Origin of the sequence: Alkalibacterium kapii, assembly GCF_007988865.1 — a bacterium.
Taxonomy (GTDB): Bacteria; Bacillota; Bacilli; order Lactobacillales; family Carnobacteriaceae_A; genus Alkalibacterium; species Alkalibacterium kapii.
This window is the reverse complement of record NZ_BJUY01000009.1, coordinates 1-18,091: the sequence shown is the minus strand read 5'-3', so window position 1 is coordinate 18,091 and position 18,091 is coordinate 1. Positions and strand designations below refer to the sequence as shown.

Genomic DNA, 18,091 nt, shown 5'->3' with positions numbered 1-18,091 from the left:
AGGTTTCAATAAAATGATTAAGGATTCAAATAAAAGTATAGAAAACAAAGAAGAGTCGCATGACAGCAAGATGGTCAGCGGCGCTGCCTGGATGACAGCCGGAAGTATGATCTCAAAAATCATGGGAGCTTTGTATGTCATTCCGTGGTTTGCCTGGATGGGTGGCCAGGAGCCGGGAAATGCCGCTATGGCGCTTTTCCAAGTAGGTTATACGCCATATGGGTTTTTCCTGGCACTCGCAACAGCCGGGGTTCCTTCTGCTATAAGTAAACAAGTAAGTTACTACAATGCGCTGGGTGAATATGAAGTGTCAAAAGGTATATACAAGCAAAGTCTTAAAATCATGGCCTTTACAGGTGTTTTATCCGCAGTCGTCATGTTTTTTATAGCCCCTTTGATTGCTCAGTCGAGTCCTTCAGCTGATACGAGCGAAGCAGTTATTGTCATGAGATCGCTGACCCCGGCCTTACTCATTATACCGGCACAGAGTGTGACAAGAGGATTCATCCAGGGACACAACAATATGGTTCCTTCGGCGGTTTCTCAAATTCTGGAACAGCTGACACGTATTCTCTTTCTATTAAGCTCAGCTTATCTCATCAGACAAGTACTGGGCGGAGAAGTAATAACAGCCGTTGCTTACTCTACTTTCGCTGCTTTTGTAGGTGCGGTATTCTCTCTTGGATATTTGGCTTATAAGATCAGACATTTAAAAACTGCCTTTGACTATACCCCAGAACAAAGTGCAGGGAATGTATCCGTATCTCCCAGACAACTGATCATAAACATTATCAAAACATCCATCCCATTTGTTATCATCGCAACGGGTATTCTCGTTTTTCAAATGGTAGACCAATTGACTTACAGTCCGCTGATGCGTCAGTTTTCTGAGATGAGTCCTGATTTGATTGAAGAAACTTACGGTATCACTCAGGGGAACGCACACAAACTGATCATGGTGTTGACATCATTTGGTACAGCTTTATCGATTGCTTCCGTTCCTTTGATCAGTGATTTGATAGCCAAGAAAAACATGAATGAAGTGAGAAGACAGTTTTCAAAAGCAGTACAACTCTTACTATTTGCCATGTTCCCGGCAGCAGTCGGCATGATCGTAGTTGCTGAGCCCTTGTACGCTATTTTTTATGGACACAGCAATCTGGGAACAAGCATCACCCAAGTTTCTGCAGTGATGAGTATCTTTGTAGCATTGTATGCCGTTTTAGGGAATATTCTGCAGGCCTCCAACCTGACGCGACCGGCGATCAAAGCGTTACTTACCGGTTTATTGGTGAAAGTAGTTAGTCAGGTAGTATTTGTCTGGCTGGTCGGCCCATATGGTATGCTACTTTCTGCGATACTAGGTTTTTTTGTCAGCTGTGCGATGATGATGAAAATCATGCACACAAGCGTTTATTATTCAGCTACTCGTCTCTTCAGACGCTCTTTGCTGATACTGTTGATTTCTCTCGTCATGGGAGCCGGCACGTGGCTTGTTAAATTCGGCTTAGGCTTTTTCATAGACTATAACAGCCGATTCGATTCACTGCTTGCTTTAATGATCATCGTAGCTGTTGGAATTGCTATTTTCGGCTCACTAGCACTAAAAACACGCCTGGCCGATAGACTCGTTGGCAAAAGAGCCGCCAGTGTCCGTCGAAAATTACGAATGAACTAAATTAATCTGGAAAAGATGAAAGGAGCGCTTATGCGTTTAGACAAATTATTAGCCCACAGTGGTTTAGGCACAAGGAAAGAAGTAAAGAAGTTACTCAAGAAAAAAATCGTCGAAGTGAATGATGAAGTCATCGTTGATCCAAAGACTCATGTGGATCCTGAAACAGATACGATAAAAGTTGGTGGAGAAAGCATTGATTACCAGGAGTTCGTTTACTTTATGTTAAATAAGCCACAAGGTGTGATCAGTGCCACAGAAGACCTTATCCATGAAACTGTTCTGGATCTATTGGAGCCACAAGACAGTTTACAGGAACCACACCCGGTTGGCCGATTGGATATCGATACAGAAGGTCTGTTAATACTGACGAATGATGGAAAGCTGACCCACCGTTTGACCTCTCCCAAACATCACGTGGATAAAAGATATTACGCCGAGACCGATGGAGTAGTTACCGAAGAAGATGTCCAAACGTTCAAAGAAGGGATCATCCTAGTCGATGACCATGAGGAATTCAAAACGATGCCTGCTGAACTGATTATCCTGGAAGCAGATGCGTCTACTGGAACCTCAAAAGTAGAAGTAGTTATTCGGGAAGGTAAATTTCATCAAGTTAAGCGCATGATGAAAGCAGTAGGAAAAGAAGTTCTGTACCTGAAGCGGCTCTCAATGGGCGAACTGAAACTTGATCCGAAACTGGAACTGGGCGCTTACCGTCCATTATCCAAAGATGAAATCAATGTATTAAGAAATAAATAAAGAAAAGACATGAACAGTCAGAAGACTACTCTCCGAAAAGAGCAGCATTTAGTGACTCATTCATGTCTTTTTGACATTTTAAAGAGCTTTGAGGCGAAACACGAATGACGATTTCTGAAAATGCACACTCACGGGGTTGCTGCACGGTGAGTTCGACATTTCGGTTCGAAAAGTGCACACTCAGGAAGCTGGTGCATGCTGAGTTCGACATTTCGGTTCGAAAAGTGCACACTCAAGCAGTTGATGCATGCCGAGTTCGACATGTGGCTCCAAAAAGTGCGCACTCGAGCAGTTGATGCATGCCGAGTTCGACATTTCGATTCGAAAAGTGCACACTCAGGAAGCTAGTGCATGCTGAGTTCGACATTCTGCTATGAAAAGTGCCCACTCAAGCGGTTGCTGACCTGTGAGTTCGACATCTCGCTCCAAAAAGTGCACACTCAGGAAGCTAGTGCATGCTGAGTTCGACATTCTGCTATGAAAAGTGCCCACTCAAGCGGTTGCTGACCTGTGAGTTCGACATCTCACTCTAAAAAGTGCACACTCAGGTATTTACTGCCATACGACTTAACCTATCGCTTTCAAAATAGTCTACAAAACAAATGTATTGAGAGCAAGAGCTAAAAATCCTGCAGAGATGTATGCTGCAGCGATACTGAGGGTCCAGATCGTTTTTTTCTTTTCATAGGCATATTCCTCATCTGAATAGTCACCGCTGGCTTTAGGTACTTGCCATAGGGTAAAAACAAATAAGGCGGCGATCCCTAAAAAATAGACGAGTTGAAAGTTCAGAAACATCAAAATAAATCCCAGTATAAACGTCCATACGCTAATCCAAAGTAATTTCTTCTTCATTTAAGATCATCCTTCAGTTTATTTTGTCACTTAATAAGTGTAGCGTTTATACCAGTTGACTGCAATGAAAATAGTATGAACAAATTTTCAAGTCAGTCTTTTTAAAATTTTTATAACCAGCGCCTATGTTTATCTGTGGTGAAGTCTTTCATAGTTGTTGGGATTTCTTTTATTATAGCTGTTGGGAGAGTGACATATTGAGTCAGACTCAGTTCATCTGCGATATAACTGTGTAAATAGACGGCTGCAAGAACACCTTCTTTAATCGTATCAAATTGAGGAACGAAGCCACCAATCATACCGGCCAGCGTATCGCCCATCCCACCAGTAGACATAGAAGGATTTCCGGTAGTATTTTTCCACGTTTCCTCCCCGCAATAGACCTCCGTACGGGATTTCTTGAGCACAACGATGGCATTCAGTTTCTTGGCATGTGAAACATTGACATCATCATATTGATCATCTGGAGACAAGCCAGTTAGTGTCCGCCATTCACCCAAATGAGGTGTGAGTATGAGTGTGGCAGACGGTTCGGGTACCTCTTCATTTACATGTAGATAAATACCGTCCCCGTCAACGAGGAGCGTCTGATGAGAAGAAACACTCTGATAAACAGTCTGCAGAACAACTTTTGACATTTCATCACGTCCGAGACCGGGGCCTAAAACGATCATATCCACTGAGTCAACGTGTCTCTTTAAAGCCTCTGTGTCTGTCATATCAACAAACATAGCTTCAGGTAACTGTGCGTGCAAGGCAGATTTATTTGAAGGATGCGTAGCCACAGTAACAAGCCCCGCCCCACTGTAAACAGCCGCAGACGCCGCAAGGATGACAGCTCCGCCCATATTCTCATTCCCACCGACTAAAAGAACCCTGCCGTATGAACCTTTGTAACTATTGGGATTTCTCGTTGGCATAAATGCTCTGACTTTTTCTTTTGTGATTTTATCCATATTATGACCTCCAAAAATCTTTCGTGTTACTCTAAGTGTAATACTTCTTAACAAAGGATTCACGTCTAAACAACTGTAATTAACGAAAAATCATGCCCTATATTTTGAAGCCTTCTGACAAAATTCCGTCACAATAATTGGCCTTTCCTTAAATTAATGATAAAATAGGAAAAGAGAGTAAAATTTTAGTAATCAAGGAGGATGCAAGAATGACACAAAATATAGATTGGAAAGCGGAAGCAGCCAAACGTAAAGATGCATTTCTAGAAGATTTATTTGAATTGCTTAGAATCGATTCTGTACGTGACGACGAAAAAGCGACAGACGATGCGCCAGTAGGACCTGGACCAAAAGAAGCATTGGAAGCTTTTCTTGAATTAGGAAAGCGCGACGGGTTTGAAACGAAAAACGTCGATAACTGGGCCGGACACATCGAATATGGTGACGGTGATGAACTGATGGGCGTATTAGCTCACGTGGACGTTGTTCCAACCGGGACTGGCTGGGATACAGATCCTTTCGAACCGGTTATTAAAGACGGCCGTTTATATGCACGGGGTTCGAGTGATGATAAAGGCCCTGGAATGGCAGCTTATTATGCGCTTAAGATGATCAAAGAGCTTGATTTGCCAGTTTCCAAAAAAGTGCGTTTCATCATCGGTACAGATGAGGAAAGCGAATGGAAAGGCATCAAGCATTACCTTGAAACTGAACAGGAACCTGACTTCGGTTTCTCTCCCGATGCCACTTTCCCGATCATAAACGGGGAAAAAGGTAACGCTACAGTCTATATTGAAACAGAAGGCGCTGTTGACGGTGGATCTGAAGAACTTGTTCAGTTTGAAGCAGGTCTGCGTCCCAACATGGTCCCTCAAGATGCTGTCGCCGTTGTTAAAAGTCAGAATCCGGAAGCCTTGCAAAATGGTCTGGCTGATTTCCTGGATGGCCTACCTGTAACTGGCGTTGCCGCTGTTGAAGGCGACCACGTGACACTTGAAATGACAGGTAGAGCTGCTCACGGAAGTAAACCTGCTAGTGGCGTCAATGCAGCAACATACCTTGCACGTTACTTGTCAGATTTCAATTTTGCAAAAAATGCCAAAGATTTTCTGGAACTTGTGACTCTTTATCTGCATGACGATCCAAAAGGCGAGAAACTGAATATCGATATCACGGATGAAGTGATGGGTGAACTGACATCCAACCCAGGCGTCTTCTCATTTAAAGCCAATGAAGGCGGAAAAATCACTGTCAATATGCGTTATCCACAAGGAACAACTGAGGATAAATTATTCGAGTCATTCAAGGAAAAGCTGTCTGACTACAAAGTCACTTTATCCAAAGCAGATGGCAAAGTGCCACATTACGTACCTGCAAATGATCCACTTGTCACCACATTATTAGATGTGTATGGGAGACAGACAGGACTGGATGCACATGAAATGGTGATCGGAGGCGGCACATACGGTCGCTTGATGGAACGCGGCGTCGCATATGGCGCGATGTTCCCTAACAGTATCGATACCATGCATCAGGCCAATGAATTTATGGCTGTGGATGATCTGATGAACGCGATGGCGATTTACGCTGAAGCGATATATGAACTGATCAAGTAAATCTGAATAAAACGTCACATCTCCTTTGCTCTTTATAGAGTAAGGGAGATGTGTTTTTGTATAAGCAAAAAAATATAGATTTTTTAAAAAGAAGGCATCAGCCACTGTTTTCTGTGTTATACTGGATTAAAATACATAAAAGGAGACAGCTCATGAAAAAGATACTATCAGATAGTTTTCGCTCCTTAGGTTCCTTTATTAAAGAAAATAAGACCGCTTCAAGTATGATCATTGGTCTGACCTTACTGTTGTTCATTATTCTAACGATAGGAATCGGTCGCACGCAGCAGCCCATACAGCAGCAGAACGTTAAAGCGGTAGATGCTTTGGGAACTGATGATGCGGATAAAGATGACAAAGAACAGCCTGATGATCAAGTTAAAGAAAATCAAAAAGATGAAACGGAAGAAGAGATGGATGAAGAAAAAGATAATGAATTAGATGATGAATCAAAAGAGACTAAGGAACTGGAAGAAACAGAAGGCGAAGATTCAAATGGGATGGAGTCAAGCCACGGTTCCGACTGGGAGCCTTCAGAAGGAAATAATCATTCAGATAAAAACGGTGCTACTTTTAATTCTGGTTCAAACAGTAACGGTTCATCTGGTAGTAACAGACCAAGTCGTCCTGTGACTAAACCTGACAAAAAACCTAATACTAAACCTAATACTAAACCTAATGAGAAGCCTGGAACTAAACCAGTAGAAAAGCCATCTGGAAAACCTAATAAACCTTCAGAGGATAACGGTAGCCCTTCTGATAAAGATGATAACGAATCAACCGAAGAAGAAAACAAACCAAATGATAAACCAGCCGACGAAGATAAAACAGATGACTCTACTGATGATAATAACCAAACGACAAATCCATCAAATCCTTCGAAGCCCGTCAAACCAGAAGAACCTGAAGAAGAAAAACCAACGAAACCCGAAGAGTCAAAAGATCCAGACAAGTCAGAAAATGATAAAACGACAGAAGACGAAACAAATAATGAGAATGATAAAGAAGATACTGAAGAAACATCTAAGGATTAAAAATGCGCTGAATAATAAACAAGTCAGTGACTCAACCAAAATAAATGAAATATACTTTAGTCAAAGCTAGCCTTGTGCTAGCTTTTTCCATATAGAAAAACATTATGTAGAAACGTATTGAGATGTCGAACTCGACAAGCACCACTCATGTGAGTGTGCACTTTTTGAAGTGAAATGTCGAACCCAGAGAGCACCCCCAGTCTGAGTGTGCACTTTTTGAAGTGAAATGTCGAACTCAGCAGCCACCAACCATTTGAGTGTGCACTTTCTGAAGCGAAATGTCGAACTCAGCAGCCACCAACCTGTTGAGTGTGCACTTTTGGTAGTAGGATGTCGAACTCAACAGCCACCAACTCGATGAGTGTGCACTTTTCGGACCTAGATGTCGAACTCGACATGTACTAACTCTATGAGTGCGCACTTTACAGTTCCAAATGTCGAACTCAAAAGATTTACTGCACTGAGTAGACAGTGTTTCACTCCGATACTTAGAATAAAATCGACAGACCAACCAAAAACCTTTAAAACCAAAAAGGAAGCTTTGGATACCCAAAGCCAATCAGCAAAAAAGAGGATACTGGCTAAGAAAGACTCAGCCAGTATCCTCGGTTTCATTTATTCGTTCACATTACTATAATCAACAGACCAGGTTTCGCCTTCTTCAAGAAGGATATGACCTGATTCATAAGGTTCATTGTCCAGTGTTAACAGAACCTCTTCAACATTATAATAATCTCCGATCGTATTGACGATGCCTTGAAGAGTCATCGCCTCAATTCCTGCCCCAGCATTCATAGCTGACAGGTCGGTGGAAAAGTCGACGTGCACGATGCCGTCCTGACGCAGATACATGAAGTTGATTTCAGTGCTGTCTTTGAGCGCCTGAGCTCCTTCAGTATCCGGTGCCTGTCCTTTAAGGATGTCCGCCATGGCCAACCGAGCCGGCTCGTTTGTATAGAGTTCCATTGTCACGGATGTCTTATCCAAACCTAAAGCCTGATCATCAACGCTATAAACTGTTAATGGAAAAGTTTCAGGTGTGTCCTTAGATTGTGTGCTCAAAGTCGACGTCACAGTGTAGTCATTCTCAGCTGTTTTAAATACCTGTTCGATCAGACCAATGTCTTTACCGTAATAATCGACTGTTTCGCTGTCACTATCGTATTGGCGCGTGACTTCGATTGCTTTGACTGTTCCAAAAGGAAGTTCTTTATCGATAGCTACATCAGTGATTTCTGAAGTCGAGCCATCAGGACTTTCCCATGAATGCCCTTTTTCCAGAGGTTTTTGAAGCAGGATCAGGAAATCATCCTGCTCACTTTCTAGTCCAGTATCTACAAAGTCATCGCGGAAATAGGTTTCGGGTCGGACAAAACGTTCTCGGATCTCATCATCAGAATAATCATAAACCGTCACGACATCTGTTCCGGCCGTTGATTCCACCATCTGCATCGAGTCGTCTTTTACAAACTGCGGATATCTGGTAAACGGAGAGAATTCATTGCCGTCCCCTTCATAATCCAGCAGGGTGTCTTCCACTTTCGGGAACCAGACAGTCAGATCCTGATCGATGTCATTTTGTGTTTCATCTTTATCTGCTTTGTCCGCCTGGTCCTCTTCAGTCATGTCTTCACTGGTTGAATCTCCATTGTTCATAGTGGAGTTCTCAGTAGTGGATGAGTCATTTTCAGAGTCAGTTGCAGGATCGGTATCTTCAAAGAGACCGCATCCCGATAACAAGAAGCTCGCGACTAAAAAAGTTGACAGAGGTTTTTTGATGTTGGACTGTTTCATTATAAAGTCACCCCTTTCAATCAGTTATATCACTTTAATCATGATCAGACAGCGTTAAAAGTCAAGCACCAGAGAAGCGCGGTAAATCTCGCGGGAAACCTCCAGTGTCTGGTCACCGCGTTCAGAAATCGCTGCATTGCCGTGTGTTTCAAGCTGCTTGACCAATGTGTCAATATCCTTTTCCTCTACACCGACTGCTGAAAGATTGGTCGGCATACCGATCGACTTCAAAAAGGCGACGGTTTTCAAAATAGCTGTATCGATCTTGACTTCTTCAGAGCCCTCAGTGATGCCCCAGACGTTCTCGGCATACTGTACCAGTTTATCCCATTTTTTCAGTTTACGAACAACCATCACAGCAGGTAAGAGGGCAGACAAGCTGCGCGCATGATCTGTATGATTCATTACGGTGATTTCGTGTCCTAAAGCGTGCGTCGACCAGTCGCCCGGAACCCCTCTTGAAAGCAGACGGTTCAATGCAAGGGTAGCCGTCCACATATAATTGGAACGCAGCGCGTAATCATGATGGTCTTCATCCACAACTGAAGGTCCAATATCGATCAGGATACGAAGGAGACCTTCTGCAAATTCATCCTGCACTTTACCGTTGACAGGATAAGTCAGATACTGTTCGATGACATGTACAAAAGCATCAGTCACTCCATTGGCCAGTTGACGTTTTGGTAAAGTATAGGTCAATTCCGGTTCCAATATTGAAAATTCTGGATAGACATGAGGAGAGCCAAAACTGATCTTCGCCTGTTCTTCTTCAAATGTGATAACAGAACCGTCATTCATTTCCGAACCTGTTGCAGGGAGGGTCAAAACTGTCCCAAAAGGAACGGCTGATTCGATGGGAAGACCTTTGCCGACACCTTTAGCAAAGATATCTTTTGGATCACCGTCAAACTCGATGGCAGCTGCTATAAATTTAGTACCGTCGATGACCGAACCGCCGCCAACAGCTAGTAAATAGTCATAGCGTCCTTCTTTAAAGTATTTTACTGCCTCCATACACGTCTTGAACGTCGGATTGGCTTCGATCCCACCGAATTCACCAACAATATGGTGCTTCAAAGCTTCCTTGACCCGGTCCAGAGTGCCGAATCGCTTCACACTTCCGCCGCCGTATATGATCAGGACTTTCTTACCATCGGGGATCAGGGTTTGAAGTTCACTGATTTTATTTCTGCCGAATAAAATTTTTACTGGGTTATAGTAGACAAAATCTGACATGGCTTTTTCCACAATAATCGTCCTCCTTGAAATGTAATTCAAGTATAGCACAAGTCCCCGCCAGACCTAAAAGAGAAGGCAGGTCAGACCGTTTATTTTGAAAAGCAGCCATAGAAATTCAAGTTTAAGGGAAGGTAGTGATATGTTCCTGTCAACTGAAGAAAGAAATTATTAAAGTTTCAGAAGTGATTGAATCGTGGTAAAATAGAAATGCAATGACAGGTACTTGATCGTTAAAAAATATGTCTGTCAGAAGAGACGTATGGAGGGATAGCTTTGGCAAACGAAGAAACGGAGTTACAACGCACGCCTTTATACCCGTATTACACAGAACAAAAAGTTAAACTGATCAATTTCGGATCATGGGCATTACCCGTCCAGTTCACTAAACTGCGAGAAGAACACCAGGCCGTTCGTGAGCATGCCGGTATGTTTGATGTGTCTCACATGGGGGAAATCAAAGTTTCAGGCGAACAAGCGGCAGACTGGCTGAATAAACTGGTCACTAATGATACAAAAACAATGGCAGTCGACCAGGCGATCTATACCCTGGTGACGGATGAATCGGGTGGGATACTGGATGATATCCTTGTTTTCAAACTGACTGAAAGAGACTTTCTGCTGACACCCAACGCAGCGAATACAGAAAAAATATGGCAGTGGCTCATTGAACATAAAGAAGCAGCTGTCGAGCTGAGTGATTTGTCAAAAGATATCGGCCTGATCGCTATCCAGGGGCCTAAAGCTAAGGCTGTCGTTTCAGAAATCTTTGGAAATGAAGCTTTGGGTATCGATAGTTATCATTTCCATCAGCACTTTTTTACTGAAGACTTAGACGATGTTCTGATAGCACGGACAGGCTATACTGGTGAAGACGGTTTTGAGTGCTATCTGAAATGGGATCAGACGGAAACACTCTGGAAAGCTTTCTTAAAAGCAGGCGAACCGTATCAGCTCAAAGAATGCGGTCTTGGTGCACGAGATACGTTGCGCCTTGAAGCTGGATTGCCGCTGTACGGTCAGGACCTTAGTGAAAAAGTGACGCCACTGGAGACCGGGCTCAAGTTTTTTGTGAAATGGAACAAAGAAGAACCCTTTATCGGCCAGAAAGCACTTGAAAAACAGAAAGAGACGGGGACGACTTATTTATCCCGAGGCTTTGAAGTAAAGGGCAGAGGGATTGCTCGCGAAGGATACCTTGTATTCAATGAAAATGATGAAGAGATCGGTGTCGTTACCTCAGGGACCCAGTCGCCGACCTTAGGTAAAAGCATCGGATTCATGCGTATCAAAAAAGCTGGTATCAAACTGGGCGACACTGTGAAAATACAAATTAGAAAAAACAAGGTGGAAGCTGAAGTCGCCAAAAAGAATTTTTTAAAAAAATAACATCACTATAAAAGGAGAATAAAAAATGACACACACAGCTAAACTATTTTACACAAAAGAACATGAATGGATCGAACTCATCAATGAAGACTATGTGCGTATCGGGATCACTGCCTATGCTGTCGAGCAGCTTGGAGACATTGTTTTTGTTGAACTACCTGAGCTGAATACTGATTTGTCTGAAGAAGATGAGTTTGCGACCGTCGAATCTGTTAAATCGACGTCGGAAATCTTTGCACCTGTAGGAGGAACGGTTTCAAAGGTAAACAGCAGTCTGGAAGACGAGCCTGAGAAAATGAATGAATCTCCTTATGGTGAAGGCTGGCTCATTGAACTGCAGTCAAATCAAGCAGTGGACACATCACATTTATTGGATGAAAAAGCATATCAGGACTACCTTGAAACGTTATAAACGAGGATTTGTAGAAAGAAGGGGTCAAAAAGACCTTTTCTTTCTACCTTTTTATTATAAATATGAATAATAAATAAGCAAAGGTAAGAAAAGGAGTGAGCGATTTGAAAAAACAGCACCGCTATTTACCAACAACGAGTGAGGACCGAAAAGAAATGCTGGACACGATAGGAGCAGCATCGATCGATGATCTTTTCAAAGACATACCTGAATCGATTCGGGCAACTGAGGATAAAGCTGTAGAATTAAAAGAAGCCTTGAGTGAACAAGCTTTAACTGAACATATGAAAAAACTGGCCGACAAAAACATCTCAGCAGAGTCGCACGCTTACTTTTTAGGGGCTGGAACCTATGATCATTTTATTCCAAGTGTTGTCGATCATGTGCTTTTACGCTCGGAATTCATGACCGCTTACACCCCCTATCAGCCTGAAGCGAGCCAGGGAGAACTCCAGGCGCTATTTGAATTTCAGTCGATGATCTGCGAACTGACAGGTATGGATGTTGCCAACTCCAGCCTTTACGATGGCTTCACGTCTTTAGGCGAAGCGTGTAATCTTGCTGTATCAGCAACCAAAAAAAATGAAATTATTTATTCTGGGGCGATCCATCCTCAGGCAAAAGAAGTCGTAGACACTTATGCATACGGTATGGAATATCACGTGAAAGCAGCTGGGGTCGATCAAACTTATACGGATATAAAAGTATTGGAAAAAATGCTCAGCGACCAGACAGCTGCGGTGATCATCCAGTATCCGAATTTTTACGGAAGCATAGAAGACTTGAAAGCCGTGAAAGAGTTATGTGAGACAACTAAAACTCTACTCATCGTAATGGCCAATCCCTTGGCGCTGGCATTGCTGGAATCCCCAGGGGCACTTGGTGCTGATATTGTCGTCGGTGACACGCAACCTTTAGGTCTGCCGATGAATTTTGGCGGACCGCATTGTGGTTACTTTGCTGTGAAAAAGAAATACATGCGTAAAGTTCCCGGACGTATCGTGGGTCAAACCTCCGATAAAGAAGGCAAACGCGGATTTGTCATGACTCTCCAGACACGGGAACAGCATATCAGGCGTGACAAAGCAACATCTAATATGAGTTCGAATCAGGCGCTGACTGCGCTGGCGAGTTCGGTTTTCATGTCTACCCTTGGTAAGGAAGGACTTGTGGAGATGGCTCAGCAAAATCTGAACCACGCCCATTATGTGAAAAACCGATTGAAAGAAAAAGGAATGGCCATCCTTTCCGATGATGCCTTTTTCAATGAGTTTGTCGTGCAGTGCAGTACGCCCTTAAAAGATATTGCAGAAAAACTGCTGGATAAAAAAATAGTATCAGGCTATGACGTTTCTGACTATTTAAATAAAGACAATGTCCTACTTTTATGCGTGACTGAAAAACGTACAAAAGAAGAAATGGATACCTTGATCGATGTCCTAACAGAGGAGGTAAAATAGATGCACTCAACTTATAACAATTTAGTCTTTGAGATTTCCAAAAAAGGACGCAAGGCATACAGTCTCCCGGAATCATCGATTGAAAAGACAGCGATCAAAGATATCCTTCCGTCTCACTTAGAACGAAGTGAACCTGCTGAATTGCCTGAGCTGTCTGAACTCCAGGTCATGCGTCACTATACAGCCCTGTCGAATAAAAACTTTGGTGTTGAAACAGGCTTTTATCCACTCGGTTCCTGTACCATGAAATATAATCCAAAGGTGAACGAAGACATTGCACGTTACAGTGGCTTTTCAAATATCCACCCCCTGCAGCCGGAAGCCACAGCCCAGGGTGCACTGGAACTGATGTATCGTCTGGAAGAAAATTTAAAAGAAGTGACCGGAATGGATGCGATCTCCCTTCAACCCGCAGCCGGTGCCCAAGGCGAATGGGCTGGGCTTTTGATTTTCAAAGCCTATCATGAAGCTAACGGAGAGAGAGAAAAACGCACTAAAATCTTGGTGCCCGATTCCGCTCACGGAACGAACCCAGCCAGCGCGGTGGTGGCAGGTTTTGATGTCGTTGAAATCAAATCCAATAAAGAAGGACGAGTCAGTGTTCAAGCACTGAAAGAAGCAGTGGGACCAGACACTGCCGGACTGATGCTGACCAATCCCAACACCCTTGGTTTGTTTGAAGTCGATATCGTGGAGATTGCTGAGATCGTTCACGAAGCAGGCGGGTTGCTTTACTATGACGGTGCCAATGCCAATGCGATTTTAGGGAAATCAACACCCAAAGAAATGGGCTTTGATGTGGTTCACCTGAATTTACACAAAACATTCAGCACCCCCCATGGTGGCGGCGGACCGGGCTCCGGACCGATCGGCGTAGTGGACTACTTAACTGAATATTTACCGTCTCCACGCATTGAAAAAGACGAAGAGGATTACAAGCTGTCGGACCCAGATAAAAATTCGATCGGACGCGTCAAAGGATATTACGGCAACTTTGGCGTCAATGTTCGGGCTTATGCCTACATTCGTTCAATGGGGTCAGAAGGATTGCAGCAAGTTTCTGAAGATGCAGTCCTGCATGCCAATTATTTGAAAAAGAGACTGGAACCTTATTTCGATACACCATTTGAATCGATCTGCAAACACGAATTCGTGTTGAGCGGCAGCCGTCAGAAACAACTGGGCGTCAGAACACTGGATATTGCCAAGCGCCTGCTGGACTACGGCTTTTATGCACCTACCGTATATTTCCCGCTGATCGTGGATGAATGTCTGATGATCGAACCGACGGAAACGGAATCCAAAGAAACCCTCGACGCCTTTGCGGAAGCACTGATTGAAATCGTTCAGGATGTCAAAGATGATCCAGCAAAGGTTACCGGAGCACCTTACACAAAGTCAGTCAAACGACTGGATGAAGTGACAGCCGCAAGAAAACCTGTCGTAAAATATCAGAAAGAGATCGAAGCGAAGTAAGACATTATAGAAACAACTATTCATGTTATTATACAGTTTCTTCAGGGAGGGTATAAACTATGAGCAGAATGAAAAAAGTGATCATCACTACTGTCTCTATTTTAGGAAGTGTCGTTGCGTTTGTATCAGGGTTATTCGCGACATTCTTTATTGTAGGGAAGAAAATCGATCAGGCCTATAGATCTAAAACGGAAGAAAACATACAGGATGAAGATAACTGAATTATTCATCAATTGACGATCTGCATCGGTGAACCTTATCGAGTGAAGCAGTAAATACGACAATAAAAGTAATAACGACTTTACATTAAATGTTTTTATGGAAGGAATTTTGGATGAAAGAAGAAGTGGAAGTTAAAATCAAACGGGGACTGGAATCTTTTCAAACAGACACGTACAAAAAAAGAGAACGGGTCTATCATACACTTGAAACCAAGCAGAATCCGGATATCCTTTATATCGGCTGTTCAGATTCCAGAGTAAGTCCTGAAGTCATCTTGAATGCTGAGCCGGGAGAAATTTTTGTATTAAGAAATATCGCTAACAAGGTGCCGTCTTTGAGTAAAAATGAGGTGGATCCAACAACGATGTCTGCCATTGAATTTGCTGTGCTGGTTTTAAAAGTGTCATCCATTGTTGTTTGCGGACACTCCAACTGCGGCGGATGCGCTGCCGCACTTTCTGGAGAGAAAGGGTTAAGTGAACTGCCCTTTACAAAACATTATCTGAAATCATTAGAAGAGTTAAGTGAAAAAGTGACCCGGGAAGCATCGGATAAATCAGCGAAAGAAAAAGCAAAAGTGATGGAAGAGCGTAACGTTCTGGAACAGGTGGAACATTTAAAAGAGTACGCGTTTATAAATGAACGACTAGCAGATGGAAGACTCGAGCTTGAAGGCTGGCGCTTTGATATAGGGTCAGGCCAAGTGGAAAGATATGATGAAAAGGCAGAACAGTTTGTTCCAATTCTTTTAAATCAAAAGCTGCATACTGATTGATGCCTTTCTGCCAGCATTAAAAACCAGTCTAAAACGCATGAACACAACCCTTTGACTCAAAAAATCTGAGAGGTCTCAATTTGACCTTGAAACTCACTTGTAAATGAGTTAGACTGTACTTTGTTGAAAATAGAAAATAAGATAGGGGCGCAAAGTCTAAGAGTACTGTCTGGAGGCACGACTGCCGGGGAATGACAGGAAAGGATTCTTTGCCGAAGGAGAATGGCATGTCGATCCGTTTTTCTGGCCATACGTTTAATAAGCGTATGACTGTCACGCTTGCGTGGAGCACTATCCTTAAACATGCGCTTTTAAAGCATCTAAGGATATGGTCCCTTGGGTGCTTTTTTATATAAATTTTTAGATTGGAGAAGAATAATGAATAAACGGTTTAGACATTTTATCAGTTTGCTGGCTTTAGGAGGTGCCGTGTGGCTTGATCCCATGACTGCATTTGCTGCAGAAACGGAAATGAACCTCGTGCAGTCGATGGGGCCTTTGACGCTGATTCCGCCGATCGTCGCTATCATCCTGGCTTTTGTAACTAAAAATGTAATCCTGTCCCTGTTTTTAGGCATCTTCAGTGGAACAATCATCATCCAGTACGCTGGCGGGGAAAATATCCTTTTAGGGGTACTGTATGGTTTCACAGATATCGTTGATTATATTCTGATGTCACTGTCAGATCCCTGGAACGCGGGAATCATTCTTCAAGTACTGGCCATTGGCGGACTGATCGCCCTGATAACATCCACTGGCGGCGCGAGAGAAATCGCTGAAAGTCTTGCCAAACGAGCAAAGGGACCGGTCAGCACGCAGATCATTACCTGGGCATTAGGCCTGCTGATTTTCTTCGATGATTATGCCAATGCACTGATCGTAGGTCCAATCATGCGTCCTGTTTCAGACAAAATGAAAATGTCACGTGAACGACTCGCTTTTGTGATCGATGCAACAGCGGCACCAATTGCTGGGATCGCCCTTATTTCGACCTGGATCGGTTATGAAGTCGGGCTTATCAATGACGCATATCAGTCAATAGGCCAAAACGTCAACGCCTATGGTATCTTTTTGCAGACGATTCCTTACCGCTTTTACAATATATTGATGCTTGTTTTCGTATTCGTCACATCAATTACTTTGAGAGAATTTGGTCCTATGAAAAAAGCCCAGGAACGTTCGCGCGATACCCATGAACTTATAGCTAAAGATTCTCATCTAGACAATAACGATGACGAAATGGAAGTTGTCGCTAAAGGGAAACCCTCTATCTGGAACGCTCTGCTTCCAATCGGTTCGCTTATTATGTTCAGTTTCATCGGCTTTTATACGAATGGTCGAACAGCCATTTTAAATTCGGATAATACTGCGCTCATACAAACAGTCGAGCGCTCACCGTTTTCCTTTGAAACCTTGAGAGAAGTTTTCGGTGCATCAGATGCGTCCATCGTACTGTTTCAGGCAGCGCTGATTGCCAGTATCATCGCCTTAGTTATGGGCGTCTTAGAAGGTCACTTCAACTTCAGCAAAGGAATCGACATTTGGGTCAATGGAATGAAAACCCTCATGATCACAGGCGTCGTCTTGCTTTTGGCCTGGTCATTGTCCGGTGTCATGGGAGATTTAGGTACAGCGGACTATCTCGTTTCATTATTAAGTGATTCAATGCCGGCCTTTTTACTCCCAACAGTTATATTTTTACTGGGAGCGATCATTTCCTTCGCAACAGGAACCTCTTATGGAACAATGGGAATCCTGATGCCACTGGCTATTCCTCTGGCAACAGCGATGCATCCGGAAGATCCAAATTTCGTAATCATGTCAGCTGGTGCTGTGTTGACCGGTGCCATATTCGGAGACCACGCTTCTCCGATTTCCGATACGACCATCTTGTCATCGATGGGGGCAGGCTCAAACCTTCTGGATCACGTTAAAACACAGTTGCCTTATGCTATTGCGGTCGCTGCGATTTCAATCCTGTTTGGGTATATTCCGTCAGCCTTTGGCGTATCGATCATGTTAGTCTTACCGATATCTCTTATCGCCGTAGTTGGCGTGATTTATCTATTCGGTAAGAAGACTGATACAACAGAAGAGATTTCTAAAAACGAAGAGTAATGAAACTAAATAAAGAAGTCCAGTCAGTCACTTTAAGAATGATTCGACTGGACTTTTTTGATTAAGAAGAGTCGAGAGCCCTCGACTCTTTCTATATAAAGGTTTCTTAGATGCGAGTGGTAGGCTTCAGTTGATTCAAAAAAATGGCGACGCTCGAATATGTCAATAGTGTCAAACTTCGGCTGGTAAAACTGAGCAGCGTCATTTGAATGAGCCGAAGATAGCAAACTTCGGCTGGTAAAACCAAGCAGCGCCATCTGAACGAGCCGAAGGTAGCAAACTTCAGCTGGTAAAACTGAGCAGCGTCATTT

The 18,091-nt window shown here is 43.3% G+C and carries 16 protein-coding genes and 1 riboswitch; of the genes, 11 read left to right on the top strand and 5 right to left on the bottom strand.

Going from position 1 to position 18,091, the window contains the following annotated elements; all coding sequences use genetic code 11:
- Nucleotides 1-13: 13 nt before the first annotated feature.
- Together AKA01nite_RS04670 and AKA01nite_RS04665 are read left to right on the top strand one after the other, a co-directional pair.
- Nucleotides 14-1,678, top strand: a complete 1,665-nt coding sequence (locus AKA01nite_RS04670; RefSeq protein WP_146924160.1) for a putative polysaccharide biosynthesis protein — start codon at nt 14-16, stop codon at nt 1,676-1,678.
- Between the two features lie 30 nt (nt 1,679-1,708).
- Nucleotides 1,709-2,437: a pseudouridine synthase gene (locus AKA01nite_RS04665; protein ID WP_146924159.1), complete on the top strand. Its 729-nt coding sequence runs from the start codon at nt 1,709-1,711 to the stop codon at nt 2,435-2,437.
- Between the two features lie 591 nt (nt 2,438-3,028).
- Here the strand turns inward: AKA01nite_RS04665 and AKA01nite_RS04660 are convergent.
- A complete protein-coding gene (locus AKA01nite_RS04660; RefSeq protein WP_146924158.1) occupies nt 3,029-3,292 on the bottom strand; it encodes a hypothetical protein in 264 nt (87 codons plus the stop codon).
- A gap of 110 nt (nt 3,293-3,402) precedes the next feature.
- A complete protein-coding gene (locus AKA01nite_RS04655) occupies nt 3,403-4,248 on the bottom strand; it encodes an NAD(P)H-hydrate dehydratase (RefSeq protein WP_146924157.1) in 846 nt (281 codons plus the stop codon).
- Between the two features lie 209 nt (nt 4,249-4,457).
- On the opposite strand from AKA01nite_RS04655, the gene pepV reads away from it, so the two are divergent.
- Both pepV and AKA01nite_RS04645 read left to right on the top strand, forming a co-directional pair.
- A complete protein-coding gene (pepV, locus tag AKA01nite_RS04650; protein WP_146924156.1) occupies nt 4,458-5,864 on the top strand; it encodes a dipeptidase PepV in 1,407 nt (468 codons plus the stop codon).
- A gap of 152 nt (nt 5,865-6,016) precedes the next feature.
- Nucleotides 6,017-6,898, top strand: coding sequence for a hypothetical protein (locus AKA01nite_RS04645; protein WP_146924155.1), 882 nt, complete (start codon nt 6,017-6,019; stop codon nt 6,896-6,898).
- 615 nt (nt 6,899-7,513) lie between these two features.
- Here the strand turns inward: AKA01nite_RS04645 and AKA01nite_RS04640 are convergent.
- Both AKA01nite_RS04640 and AKA01nite_RS04635 read right to left on the bottom strand, forming a co-directional pair.
- Entirely contained in the window at nt 7,514-8,692 is a 1,179-nt protein-coding gene (locus AKA01nite_RS04640) for a GerMN domain-containing protein (RefSeq protein ID WP_146924154.1), read from the bottom strand.
- 54 nt (nt 8,693-8,746) lie between these two features.
- On the bottom strand, nt 8,747-9,940 hold the full coding sequence (locus tag AKA01nite_RS04635) for an iron-containing alcohol dehydrogenase (RefSeq protein WP_146924153.1): 1,194 nt from the start codon (nt 9,938-9,940) through the stop codon (nt 8,747-8,749).
- A gap of 264 nt (nt 9,941-10,204) precedes the next feature.
- Here AKA01nite_RS04635 and gcvT point away from each other — a divergent pair, with 264 nt between their 5' ends.
- From gcvT to AKA01nite_RS04605, 7 genes are all read left to right on the top strand, one after another.
- A complete protein-coding gene (gcvT, locus tag AKA01nite_RS04630) occupies nt 10,205-11,317 on the top strand; it encodes a glycine cleavage system aminomethyltransferase GcvT (protein ID WP_146924152.1) in 1,113 nt (370 codons plus the stop codon).
- Nucleotides 11,318-11,342: 25 nt separating this feature from the next.
- Nucleotides 11,343-11,729 carry a glycine cleavage system protein GcvH gene (gene gcvH / locus AKA01nite_RS04625; protein WP_146924151.1) on the top strand — a complete coding sequence of 129 codons (387 nt, stop codon included), beginning with the start codon at nt 11,343-11,345 and terminating at the stop codon, nt 11,727-11,729.
- 104 nt (nt 11,730-11,833) lie between these two features.
- Nucleotides 11,834-13,189: an aminomethyl-transferring glycine dehydrogenase subunit GcvPA gene (gene gcvPA / locus AKA01nite_RS04620; protein ID WP_146924150.1), complete on the top strand. Its 1,356-nt coding sequence runs from the start codon at nt 11,834-11,836 to the stop codon at nt 13,187-13,189.
- Entirely contained in the window at nt 13,190-14,665 is a 1,476-nt protein-coding gene (gene gcvPB / locus AKA01nite_RS04615; RefSeq protein ID WP_146924149.1) for an aminomethyl-transferring glycine dehydrogenase subunit GcvPB, read from the top strand.
- Between the two features lie 59 nt (nt 14,666-14,724).
- The gene (locus tag AKA01nite_RS09290) at nt 14,725-14,886 is read left to right on the top strand and encodes a hypothetical protein (RefSeq protein WP_186805096.1); all 162 of its coding nucleotides are present in this window, start codon (nt 14,725-14,727) and stop codon (nt 14,884-14,886) included.
- 113 nt (nt 14,887-14,999) lie between these two features.
- Nucleotides 15,000-15,662, top strand: coding sequence for a carbonic anhydrase (locus AKA01nite_RS04610; protein ID WP_186805095.1), 663 nt, complete (start codon nt 15,000-15,002; stop codon nt 15,660-15,662).
- A 134-nt stretch (nt 15,663-15,796) separates the two neighbouring features.
- A riboswitch (Lysine riboswitch) is annotated at nt 15,797-15,964 on the top strand.
- A gap of 76 nt (nt 15,965-16,040) precedes the next feature.
- On the top strand, nt 16,041-17,780 hold the full coding sequence (locus AKA01nite_RS04605; protein ID WP_146924147.1) for a Na+/H+ antiporter NhaC family protein: 1,740 nt from the start codon (nt 16,041-16,043) through the stop codon (nt 17,778-17,780).
- 106 nt (nt 17,781-17,886) lie between these two features.
- Here the strand turns inward: AKA01nite_RS04605 and AKA01nite_RS09345 are convergent.
- A partial coding sequence (locus AKA01nite_RS09345) for a hypothetical protein (protein WP_222592484.1) occupies nt 17,887-18,091 on the bottom strand: 205 nt, incomplete at its 5' end.